At 45.2% G+C, this 10,554-nt stretch carries 10 protein-coding genes and 3 pseudogenes; 8 read left to right on the forward strand and 5 right to left on the reverse strand.

Annotation, left to right across the window (positions count from 1 at the left end; genetic code table 11):
* Window positions 1-204: pseudogene (locus C232_RS19650) on the forward strand (group II intron reverse transcriptase/maturase); the annotation flags it as partial.
* A 330-nt stretch (window positions 205-534) separates the two neighbouring features.
* On the opposite strand, the gene C232_RS0117185 reads toward C232_RS19650, so the two are convergent.
* The gene (locus tag C232_RS0117185) at window positions 535-1,320 is read right to left on the reverse strand and encodes an SDR family NAD(P)-dependent oxidoreductase (RefSeq protein WP_018665361.1); all 786 of its coding nucleotides are present in this window, start codon (window positions 1,318-1,320) and stop codon (window positions 535-537) included.
* Window positions 1,321-1,792: 472 nt separating this feature from the next.
* Here C232_RS0117185 and C232_RS0117190 point away from each other — a divergent pair, with 472 nt between their 5' ends.
* A complete protein-coding gene (locus C232_RS0117190; protein ID WP_018665362.1) occupies window positions 1,793-2,161 on the forward strand; it encodes a hypothetical protein in 369 nt (122 codons plus the stop codon).
* A gap of 158 nt (window positions 2,162-2,319) precedes the next feature.
* Window positions 2,320-3,342: an alcohol dehydrogenase AdhP gene (adhP, locus tag C232_RS0117195; protein ID WP_018665363.1), complete on the forward strand. Its 1,023-nt coding sequence runs from the start codon at window positions 2,320-2,322 to the stop codon at window positions 3,340-3,342.
* Between the two features lie 90 nt (window positions 3,343-3,432).
* Here adhP and C232_RS0117205 read toward each other — a convergent pair whose 3' ends face one another.
* Together C232_RS0117205 and C232_RS0117210 are read right to left on the reverse strand one after the other, a co-directional pair.
* A complete protein-coding gene (locus C232_RS0117205; protein ID WP_018665364.1) occupies window positions 3,433-3,690 on the reverse strand; it encodes an alpha/beta fold hydrolase in 258 nt (85 codons plus the stop codon).
* 75 nt (window positions 3,691-3,765) lie between these two features.
* Window positions 3,766-4,197: an alpha/beta fold hydrolase gene (locus C232_RS0117210; protein WP_018665365.1), complete on the reverse strand. Its 432-nt coding sequence runs from the start codon at window positions 4,195-4,197 to the stop codon at window positions 3,766-3,768.
* Between the two features lie 292 nt (window positions 4,198-4,489).
* Here C232_RS0117210 and C232_RS0117215 point away from each other — a divergent pair, with 292 nt between their 5' ends.
* The 5 genes from C232_RS0117215 to C232_RS0117240 all read left to right on the forward strand — a co-directional run bounded on the left by C232_RS0117215 (window position 4,490) and on the right by C232_RS0117240 (window position 9,480).
* The gene (locus tag C232_RS0117215; RefSeq protein WP_018665366.1) at window positions 4,490-6,001 is read left to right on the forward strand and encodes a sodium-dependent transporter; all 1,512 of its coding nucleotides are present in this window, start codon (window positions 4,490-4,492) and stop codon (window positions 5,999-6,001) included.
* Window positions 5,998-6,090, forward strand: coding sequence for a methionine/alanine import family NSS transporter small subunit (locus C232_RS19655; protein WP_018665367.1), 93 nt, complete (start codon window positions 5,998-6,000; stop codon window positions 6,088-6,090). Before C232_RS0117215 ends, C232_RS19655 begins: the two co-directional genes overlap by 4 nt.
* 193 nt (window positions 6,091-6,283) lie before the next feature.
* Window positions 6,284-6,682: a coiled-coil domain-containing protein gene (locus C232_RS19120; protein ID WP_018665368.1), complete on the forward strand. Its 399-nt coding sequence runs from the start codon at window positions 6,284-6,286 to the stop codon at window positions 6,680-6,682.
* A gap of 256 nt (window positions 6,683-6,938) precedes the next feature.
* Window positions 6,939-8,021 (forward strand): pyruvate kinase, encoded by a 1,083-nt coding sequence (pyk, locus tag C232_RS0117230; RefSeq protein ID WP_018665369.1) that lies wholly within the window; start codon window positions 6,939-6,941, stop codon window positions 8,019-8,021.
* Between the two features lie 343 nt (window positions 8,022-8,364).
* Window positions 8,365-9,480, forward strand: coding sequence for an NAD(P)/FAD-dependent oxidoreductase (locus tag C232_RS0117240; protein ID WP_018665371.1), 1,116 nt, complete (start codon window positions 8,365-8,367; stop codon window positions 9,478-9,480).
* A gap of 168 nt (window positions 9,481-9,648) precedes the next feature.
* Here C232_RS0117240 and C232_RS18925 read toward each other — a convergent pair.
* Both C232_RS18925 and C232_RS20160 read right to left on the reverse strand, forming a co-directional pair.
* Window positions 9,649-10,268, reverse strand: a pseudogene (locus C232_RS18925) (SGNH/GDSL hydrolase family protein).
* A 106-nt stretch (window positions 10,269-10,374) separates the two neighbouring features.
* Window positions 10,375-10,554, reverse strand: a pseudogene (locus tag C232_RS20160) (RNA-guided endonuclease IscB); the annotation flags it as partial.

Consider the following 10,554-nt stretch of genomic DNA (forward strand, 5'->3'; position numbering starts at 1 on the left):
AGATGGAAGAGAGTACGCACAAGATTTTATTGGCTCAAGAAATTAGGGATCAATAAAAGTAAAGCTTGGGAATGGGCAAACACAAGAAAAGGCTACTGGAGAATTGCCGGCAGCCATATCTTAACCAGAACCTTAACAAACGAACTCTTCCGAAGAGCAAGGTATATAAGTTTTCTGGATTATTATCTGTCTGTAAGGTCGTAAACTTTAGAACCGCCGTGTACGGAACCGTACGCACGGTGGTGTGAGAGGTCGGCTAATCAAATAATGATTAGCCTCCTACTCGATTGCGCCTGGCATGCTAATGGACAAAGAACGATGAAAAAGATCAAAGCACACAAACAAATAACAGCATCCGATTCAAATACACCCCCTCCTGAAATGTTGGAGCATAAGGTAATATTGGCACAATAAGCATGCAAGGGTACAAAAAATGATAAATTTTTGATTAAGTGATTTAAAAATTGAGGGCCTGTTTCACATTATATAATGAAAACAGGCCCAGGATTAAAACGCCAAGCCTGTGCGCTTTGCTTAAAGTAAGTTTAAATTTTTTACGACGCGTCTTGGCCCGCCGCCTGCTATCATTCCACCGTCAACTGCAAGTTCAGCGCCGGTGATGTAGGAAGCGTCATCGGAAGCCAGGAAGGCAACGGCTTTGGCAATCTCTTCTGGTTCGCCTGAACGCTCAAGGGCTGTGATTTCACTGAAAGCATCCACCATTTTGCTTGCAGCTTGCGTTAGTGGCGTATAAACAAATCCGGGGTGGACGGAGTTAACGCGGATGCCCCAGTCGCCGAATTCCATTGCAGCAGCTTTTGTCATGCCCCGGATTGCCCATTTGCTTGCAGTGTAAGGTACAGCAAAATAGCCGGTCAGGCCGGCAATCGAGGACACGTTCACAATTGCGCTTTGCTTCTGCTCTTTCAACAGCTGACATGCGTGTTTTATGCCTAAAAAGACGCCGGTTTGGTTAACGGCAATGACCCGGTTCCAATCCTCAAGCTCACAATCGGCAAACTTGGCCCGTTTATTAATGCCGGCATTATTGACCAGAATGTCGAGCTTTCCGAAAGTTTTCCGGATTGTTTCCATAATATGCACCCAATCTTCCTCCGAGCTTACATCAAGCTGAACCGGAAGGACGTTTGTTCCGAATTGTTCTTTAATCTTTCTGGCAGTCTCATTTGATTCTTCCAGCAACACGTCACCCAGAATTAAATTTTCTGCACCCTCTTCAGCAAACGTAACGGCCATAGCCGCACCAAGACCCCGCGATCCGCCGGTGATGAGTGCAGTTTTTCCTTGTAATTTCGTCATGATAAGTACCTCCATTATTATATTTATCTCAAGTATACGCCCTTTTGTTTGCGCTTTCACAGTTTCTTATAGATATTCACTGCTTTGTAAAAAATTAAACGGCATACCCGACTTGAAAGCTAAGCCGGGTTCACTTTTCATCCATGATCGTGTAATTCATTATGCGAATATAGGTGCAGTTATTATACCGCCAATTTTATGGAGGATCGTTTTTACCATTGTTCTTAAACCGTTTTTTGAGTCCAGCATTTACTTATTGGGCGAACCTAAGGCGGCAAGAATCAACTATCTGCCTGATGCACCAGGGCCAAAATGACAGCAAGCAATGGATCAGCCGGGCCTTTTTCCCAGGCCTCTCATACATAAAAATAGGAATTCAATGAAAACTAAAGTAAGTGAAATAAGATGTAAGGGAGTTGCCATGAGAAATATAGCTGCATTGTACTCAATGCTGATGCCTGGAGTGGGACAAATGTATAACGGACAGTTTTTTAAGGGAATCGTCTTTCTGATTATCGAGCATTTTGATAATGTTTTTGGAAATATCAATAAAGCCATTTATCTTGATTTCAACGGCTTAACCCGGCAGGCTGTCAGTACGACTAATTTTGAATATATGTTGTTTTATCCGGGTTTTTATACATTTGTGGTATGGGATGCGTGGTACCATGCGAAGGAAAGTGCAGATAAGAAAAAAACAGCGATCCCATTTCTAATCGGCGGATTTATAGGAGAAATCGGGGCCATTTATGGAAACCGCCTGCCGATACCGACTTTGTTTATTGGGTTGCTGATGATCATTCCAATGTGCTTTGGAATGATACTTTTCCGCGAACAATAAGAAGCCTGTGCCAAAAGCACGTATCAAAACCAGATGCGTGTTTTTTTGCCGTACATTCATACAAAATTTTAAAAAGGGATGTTTCATATTGGATAAGAAAGTCTAATAGGATAGAAATATATGAAGTAGAATCATACAAAAAATTGGAGGGATTTTCAATGAGGGCAGCAGTGGTAAGTTCTGATAAAAGCAAACTTGTCGAAGTCAAAGATGTTCAATTGCGGCCGCTGGAATATGGAGAGGCATTAGTGGATATTGAATATTGCGGCGTTTGCCACACGGATTTACACGTTGCAAAAGGAGATTTTGGAGATGTGCCGGGAAGGATCCTTGGCCATGAAGGGGTCGGTGTTGTCAGGGAAATTGCAGACGGCGTCACGAGTTTAAAGGTTGGCGACCGTGTAAGCGTTGCCTGGTTCTTTGAAGGCTGCGGGCACTGCGAATATTGCTTGTCCGGCAATGAAACATTTTGCCGGGAAGCCAAAAATGCAGGTTACAGCGTAGACGGCGCCATGGCTGAGCAATGCATCGTAACAGCCAATTATGCAGTAAAGGTGCCGGACGGTCTGGATGCAAGGCAGGCAACCAGTATCACATGCGCAGGTGTCACGACCTATAAAGCGATTAAAGTCGCAGACGTCAAACCAGGCGAGTGGATCGCCATCTATGGGGCTGGCGGCCTTGGAAATCTGGCTGTCCAATATGCCAAACATGTTTTTAATGCCAAGGTCATTGCCATCGATGTAAACGATGACAAACTGGCATTGGCAAAAGAAGTCGGGGCAGATCTTGTCTTTAATTCCAAAAAACAAGGGGATCCGGCCGAGTGGATTCAAAAGGAAACCGGCGGTGCCCATGCTGCGATCGTCACAGCCGTATCCAAGACAGCCTTCAATCAAGCGGTGAACTCAGTGCGCCCCGTTTCAAAAGTGGTTGCAGTCGGGCTGCCTCCGGAAACAATGGACCTTGAAATTGTCAAAACTGTTCTTGATGGCATTGAAGTCATCGGCTCATTGGTTGGCACAAGAAAAGATCTGGAAGAAGCCTTCATGTTTGGTGCCGAAGGGAAAGTAATTCCGGTTGTCCAAAGCCGGAGACTGGAAGAAATCACCGATATTTTTAAGGAAATGGAAGAAGGCACGATCCAAGGCCGTATGGTACTCGATATGTCACTAAAATAGGAATTTTCTATAAAATAAAAAAAGCGGATTCCCAAAGCAAAACTGTAGGAGAATCCGCTTTTTTTATGTTTCCAGCCGGCTGCGTTTCCATCAAGACCCGATGAACCACCGAATCAAACCACTTAATGCTTCGTCCCGCTTTCCGGGTATATAGTGCCTCGCTTTTTCAATATGGGCAAGGCGGCAATTTGGCAGCTGTGAGGCAAGCCGCGGGCCATATTTTTTAAATAAAGTATCCTTTTCCCCGTAAATCAGTAAAACCGGTTGCTCAATATCCTGAAGTTTGTGCCGGCAACGATAATCAAGATACGAACGGTAATAACATGCGGCATCATGAGCATCCGTCATCCGTGCGGCCCTCCATAACGGCAAAAAGATGCGTATCTGGTCGGTGTTGAGAATGGCTCCGGATAAAGCAAGAAGTCAAACCAGCTTTTTTCTACACGCCCAAATGCTTGCTCTTACAAGTATTTTTAGCAGTAATCCTTTTTTATCATCTGCAGCTCCAATCGGAATCAGCCCCGCTGTCCGCTCCGGATACAGGGAAGCAAACTCGAATGCAATGGATGCTCCGGCAGAATATCCGCAAATCCAGGCCTGTTTGATATTCAGCCGGTCCAGAAGCTTGTATAGCGTCCGAGCGATTTCGGCAAAACTCCATACAGCGGTTGCCGGGGAAGTGCGCCCATGCCCGAATAAGTCGAAAATAAGAACGCAGTAACCTTTCGTTAAATTAACAGCTTGCTGCTGAAATATTTGGCTTGGAAGGACAGGGGCGTGGATAAACACAATCGTTTCTCCGCTGCCTTTCAGTTCGTAATATACATTTTGTCCGTCCACATTTTCATAAGGCATCACAATCACTCCGATTTAAGCGTTAGTACCGATAGTTTATCCTAAAAGTCGGACAAGAAGCCTCATTCCTTTTGAATAGGAACCTTGTAATCTGATAAAGAATAGAAAGCGAGTTCAAACTTTTGTAAATATTTCTGACAAAATGTCAAGAAATGTCTTGAAAGGAGAAAGATAAATTACTATAATTAGAAACTGTAAATGAAATATTACGATAATTCCAAAGAGAGCAGGAAGAAGGATGAGTCGAAAATATATTTATTTTTACTATCCTATTTGAGAAGGAGGAATTTTAATGGAAAGAGAACAGTGGGGGAACAGGTGGGGATTTGTCCTCGCAGCAGTCGGCTCCGCAGTCGGCCTTGGAAATATTTGGCGTTTTCCATATGTGGCATTTAAAAACGGAGGAGGTGCTTTTTTCATTCCCTACTTATTTGCCCTCATTACGACAGGCGTGGCCTTTGTGGCAATGGAATTTATCCTTGGGAAAAAATACCGCGGCTCTGCCCCGCTTTCCTATTCCCGCATTCATAAAAAATTTGAATTTGTCGGCTGGTGGCAGTTCGCGATTGCCTTTTTCATTATGACCTATTACGCTGTGATTCTGGCATGGGCTGTTTCTTATATTGGATTTTCCGTTAAACTTTCGTGGGGAAACGATACGCAGGCCTTTTTGTTCAATAAATACTTAATGGTCAGCAAAGAGCCGTCCCTAACCCACTTTGGCTCCATAGTCTGGCAGGTCTTTCTGCCACTTGTCGCGATTTGGGTAATCACGCTTGGCATCGCCTACCGCGGTGTGAAAAAGGGAATTGAAGCCTTGTCCCGGTATGCCTTGCCGGTATTGCTCGTGCTGTTTGTCATTTTTGTTATCCGCGCGATTACACTGCCGGGCGCAGTAACAGGCTTAAATGCCTTTTTTGAGCCAAACTGGAAAGCCATCGCCAATCCGAATGTATGGATTGCTGCCTATTCGCAGATCTTTTACAGCCTTTCGATAGCAATGGGCATAATGATTACTTACAGCAGTTATTTGCCGAAAAAAATTGATACAACGAATAATGCTTTTATCACGGCTTTTGCAAATTCCAGCTTTGAATTGCTGGCCGGCATCGGTATTTTTGCTGCTCTTGGATTTATGGCACAGCAATCTAATGTCGCGGTCAATGATGTTGCAGCCGGCGGAATCGGGCTTGCATTCGTGGTGCTGCCGAAAATTATTAATGAACTGCCGCTTCCGCAGGTATTTGGTGCTGTCTTCTTCATTTGCTTGTTTATCGCCGGTATCACTTCGTTAATTTCGTTATTGGAAGTTTGTATTGCAGCGGCTGTAGATAAACTGGGCTGGACGCGCAAGAAAGTTGTCGTTACTGTTGGCGGTGTTGCAGCACTGATCTCCATTATCTATGCTACACAAAGCGGTATGTATTTGCTTGATGTGGTCGACAATTTTGTTAATAGTTTTGGCGTCCTGCCGTCTGCCGTTGTTGAAGTCGTTCTTGTTGCCTGGGTATTCCGTAAGCTGGATGTATTGAAAAACGAAGCCAACCTGTATTCGCAAATCAAGCTTGGATGGTATTGGAAAATTTGCATCAGCGTGATTACACCGGTACTCTTGACTGCCATTCTTGTTTCTTCTTTCCGTACCAATATCGGAACAGTATACGGCGGATATCCGTCCCAATTTGTAGCCGTCTTTGGCTGGGGGCTGTCGGCATTTATGGTGATCATCGCCATCGCCTTGTCCTTCTCAAATTGGAAAGCCGCAGACAAACTGCCAGCTTATGTTGAGGAGGCGAAATCATGAGTGCAACCGCAATTACCGTCATGATCATCGGAATGGTTATTATCTGGGGCGGGCTCGCTGCCAGTGTGTTACATGCTATTAAAAAATAAAAAAGGGGGCTCCCCCTTTTTTAATTTGTATTAAGAAGAAGCTTGAAAGAAAGGGTAGAAAAAAATTAAACGCAAACACTTGTTCTTTACTTCTTTTGAACATGATATAATTACTTCACATCATTGCAAGAAGTTCACATCATATTGGCAGGCTCTGTTATAATAACAAAAAAACGTAAAAGGAGATGATAAAATGGAGCAGGTACTGGAAAAAATTCTGGACGAACTAAAAGGGTTAAAAGCCGGACAAGAACGGATGGAAACCCGGATGGAGGGGCTTGAAACCCGGATGGAGAGCCTTGAAACCCGGATGGAGAGCCTTGAAAACAGGATGGAGGGGCTTGAATCAAGAATGGACAAACTTGAATCAAGAATGGATCACCTTGAAGAGAAAGTAAATGACGTGGAAAAAAAGGTGGATGAACAAAAATCATCAATCATCCAGGGACTGGCCCCTTATTTTGAAAATATCCAAAAACACATAGATGAAAAATTCAAAAAACACCAGGAATTAATTGATGTCCTCTCAGCCCGTTCGATCCAGCATGAAGCAGATATCAAATCACTTTATAAACTCGCTGGCGCAAAATAAAACCTGCCTTCTTAAAGTATGGATATAGATTGCGGGTTGACTATTTTTTTCTTTTGAGACAAGAATCAAGTCACTTCATTTTTACATCAGCCTCAAGATGAACGACAACCATTCCTTCATAAACAAATATACGATTTGTAAAAACCTTAGCCTATGCTTGGCAGATACCGTTGTTTTTTCTTCCCGGGCCAGGGTATTCCAATATATATAAGAACTCTGGGTATACTAACTCCAACGAATATATAGAGGTGATACAATGTCCATCGACTGCATATGCACAATCGGCCCGGCAAGTGATGATAAAGAAATGCTCACGGAAATGATCCGCCACGGCATGACAATTGCCCGCCTGAATTTATCCCACGGCACCCATGACAGCCACCGTAATGTGATTCAGTTCATTCGTTCGATCAGTAAAGAAACCGGACAGCCAATCAAAATTTTAGGTGATTTGCAAGGCCCGAAAATCCGGCTCGGGAAAATATCCGCGGAAAAGATCGAACTTAAAACCGGCAGCACCTTCACACTCCATACTGATGAAGTGAACGGTAATGAAGAACAGGCAAGCGTAGATTACCATGGCATCGTAAAAGACGTAAAGCCCGGCGACCGCATCCTGATCAATGACGGCGCGGTGGAACTTATAGTAAATGATGTGGACGGCAAAAAAGTAGTTACGACTGTAAAATCAGGTGGTGAAATTTCTTCCCATAAAGGGGTTAACCTGCCAGGTGTCGTGACCAGTCTGCCTGCGATTACGGAAAAAGACAAGCAGGATATCGAATTTTTACTGCAGGAAAAAGTTGATTATTTCGCCTGCTCATTTGTCCGCCGCGCCGCCCATATCCGGGAAGCACGCGACTATATGAAAACTCTCGGCGCAGACCCGGTTCCAAAGCTGATCGCAAAAGTAGAAACTGTAGAAGCGATCCGCAATTTTCCGGAGATCGCCAAAGAAACGGATGGCGTTATGATTGCGCGCGGCGACCTCGGCGTGGAACTGCCTTACCAGTGGATCCCGCTGCTCGAAAAAGCGATGATTACGGAATGCAACCGGACCGATACTTATGTGATTACGGCCACACAGATGCTGCAGTCAATGGTGGAGAACCCGCTGCCGACGCGGGCTGAAGTAACCGATGTTTTCCAGGCGGTTATGGACGGGACGAATGCTGTCATGCTTTCCGCCGAAAGTGCTGCGGGGCATTATCCGGTCAAAAGCATTGAAACATTAAAACTCGTCTCCCGGTTCGCAGCATGTGCTTTGAAAGAAGCCCCATTTGATTTTGCGGACATGTTGCGGCTGCTGGATGATTCGATGAAGTGCGGCGGCAAGTGAAAAAGGGGAGCTTAGGGCTGAGCGTTTCCAAATTAGAAAGCGGTAAGCGATTGGCTTGCCGTTTATCGTTTCTTTTAAAACGGCTGTTTCGCTTTTTTTCTAAGCGCTTAGTATAATAGTCTTAAAGACATAGGGTGGGTAGATTGGAAAATGAAACTTGCCGAAAAGTTTCTGAATTATTTAGAGGGAAAATTAAATCCGGCTTTGGCTTTTATCATCGTATTCGGTTCGCAGGCCCGGGGGAATGCGAAATTCTTAAACAAATCATTGAAAAACATCTTATTGATTTTCTAGACTTTACGAAAAGGATATTATTGTATTAATACAGAAACAGGTGTTCAACATGTCATCCTATATCATTGTTGGCGGCGGGGTGCTCGGTGCCTCTGCTGCCTATCATCTGGCTAAAACTGGTGCAGAAGTCACACTGGTCGACAGGCAGGATCCCGGGCAGGCAACCGGTGCAGCCGCAGGAATTATCTGCCCGTGGCTTTCCCAGCGCCGCAACAAGGCTTGGTACCGGCTCGCAAAATCCGGTGCAAAATACTATACATCACTAATCCGTCAATTAGAAGAAGACGGTGAAACAGAGACCGGCTACAGGCGGGTCGGAGCAGTCAGCATACATACGGACGAAGAAAAGCTGGATAAAATGCTGGAGCGCGCGGTCAAACGGAGGGAAGACGCGCCTGAAATTGGGGAAATCAAACGTTTATCAGCGGCTGAGACGCGCGCATTGTTTCCTCCGTTGTCTGAAGACTACGCATCCGTTTATATCAGCGGTGCCGCCCGCGTAAATGGTAAAGCCCTGCGTCAGGCACTCATTCACGGGGCGCAGAAACATGGCGCAGCTCTGATCCAGGGGCATGCAGAATTGAATGTGGAAGCGCAGCGGGTAACAGGCGTGAAAGTAAACGGGCAAGTGCTTTTCGCCGACCAAACGATCGTTGCAGCAGGCGCCTGGGCAAAAGAATTATTACAGCCATTGGGCCGTTCATTTCAAGTGACCCACCAAAAAGCACAGATCCTTCATCTTCAATTGCCCGGCCTGGATACCGGCAATTGGCCCGTTGTCATGCCGCCGAATGACCAATACATCTTGGCGTTTTCCGGCGGCCGCATCATTGCCGGTGCCACGCATGAAAATACAGAGGCATTTGACCGGCGTGTCACAGCGGGCGGTTTGCATGAAATTTTGGACAAAGTGCTGCCGATTGCACCAGGGCTCGCCAACGCCGCCCTGATCGAAACGAGAGTCGGATTCAGGCCGTATACCCCGGGATTTCTTCCTGTCATTGGCGCCTGGCCTGGTTTTGAAGGTTTGCTTGTGGCAAACGGGCTCGGCGCATCCGGATTGACGGCAGGCCCGTTTCTTGGCGCCGAACTGGCCCGTCTTGCATTGGGTGAAAAAACAGAACTGGATTTAACGCCTTACGATGTAAACATAGCAATTGAATGAATAACTTCATTAAAAATAGAATCCGCGGAAAAAAGTTCTGATCCGCGGATTTTTCATATAAAAAGTGAAGGTGCGGCCCTGCTAAAAATTAAAACATATGGTAAAAAATTACAGAAAAAAGTCACATACCTTCTTATCTAATAAAAGCAAATGTTTAACCAACGCTGCTCAAATCAACCGCCCATCTGCTCCGGCCGCTTCCAGCCAGGATTTTGCAATCACGCCATGGCCGGCTATGGTCGGGTGTACGCCATCGTCCCCCGTTAAATATTGGGGCCCGGTTTTGATGCTGATCGCATTTAAAATACCGTCGAGCGGAACAAATACAGCATGAAATTCACGGGCTAACTCTCTTACTGCATGGATTTTCGGATCCAAATCGGCTCTCCAGGTTTTCCGGTCTTCCGGAAATGGAAGGACATAGGGCTCCATGATGATGATTCTTGCGTCAAGTTTCTCTTTCGTTTTTCTGAGAATCGACCGGTATTTTCTTTAAAACTTGAAGCAGGTTCAAAGGATTCCTTTCCGACATGGTTCCAAGTATCATTTACACCAACAAGAATTGAGACGACAGTCGGCTTTAAAGCAATACAATCCTCATCCCAGCGTTCAACCAGATCCGCAATGGCATCTCCGCCGACAGCACGATTCAGAAAACGAATATTCATATCGGGATACGCAGCTGAAATGGCGGCCGCAACCATTAAAGGATAACCGACACCAAGACCGTTTGTTTGGTCTGCAGCGCGATTCACGTCTGTAACGCTGTCTCCCTGAAACAATACCAGATCGTCTTTTTTTAACGGATTTCCGAAAGAAGTCTCCCATCCTCAAGGAATGTGTAGGGTGTAGCCCAATGAGTAGGTGGGAGATGAATTTCGGTTAGGTGTTAGCCTAAATTGTTTCGATGTATTGCCAATTGTTATTGTGTCTTATGTGTGTCAATTCCTTCAGACTCACCTGTTTATAAGACTTATTTGGCCTTGTGATGTATTCATCATCAATTGTTTTGACATAAGCCATACTTGTGCCTGTGAAACCTGTAATAAAACCTACTTTTCCAAACAAAATCAC

Origin of the sequence: Heyndrickxia acidiproducens DSM 23148 (genome assembly GCF_000374345.1) — a bacterium.
Taxonomy (GTDB): Bacteria; Bacillota; Bacilli; order Bacillales; family Bacillaceae_C; genus Weizmannia; species Weizmannia acidiproducens.

Excerpts from the sequence above, each read along its gene's own strand:
- C232_RS0117215 (WP_018665366.1), top strand. The coding sequence starts at position 4,490 with ATGGAAAGAGAACAGTGGGGGAACAGGTGGGGATTTGTCCTCGCAGCA.
- pyk (WP_018665369.1), top strand. The coding sequence starts at position 6,939 with ATGTCCATCGACTGCATATGCACAATCGGCCCGGCAAGTGATGATAAA.
- C232_RS0117240 (WP_018665371.1), top strand. The coding sequence starts at position 8,365 with ATGTCATCCTATATCATTGTTGGCGGCGGGGTGCTCGGTGCCTCTGCT.
- C232_RS0117185 (WP_018665361.1), bottom strand. The coding sequence starts at position 1,320 with ATGACGAAATTACAAGGAAAAACTGCACTCATCACCGGCGGATCGCGG.
- adhP (WP_018665363.1), top strand. The coding sequence starts at position 2,320 with ATGAGGGCAGCAGTGGTAAGTTCTGATAAAAGCAAACTTGTCGAAGTC.
- C232_RS19120 (WP_018665368.1), top strand. The coding sequence starts at position 6,284 with ATGGAGCAGGTACTGGAAAAAATTCTGGACGAACTAAAAGGGTTAAAA.
- C232_RS19655 (WP_018665367.1), top strand. The coding sequence starts at position 5,998 with ATGAGTGCAACCGCAATTACCGTCATGATCATCGGAATGGTTATTATC.
- C232_RS0117190 (WP_018665362.1), top strand. The coding sequence starts at position 1,793 with ATGTATAACGGACAGTTTTTTAAGGGAATCGTCTTTCTGATTATCGAG.
- C232_RS0117210 (WP_018665365.1), bottom strand. The coding sequence starts at position 4,197 with ATGCCTTATGAAAATGTGGACGGACAAAATGTATATTACGAACTGAAA.
- C232_RS0117205 (WP_018665364.1), bottom strand. The coding sequence starts at position 3,690 with ATGACGGATGCTCATGATGCCGCATGTTATTACCGTTCGTATCTTGAT.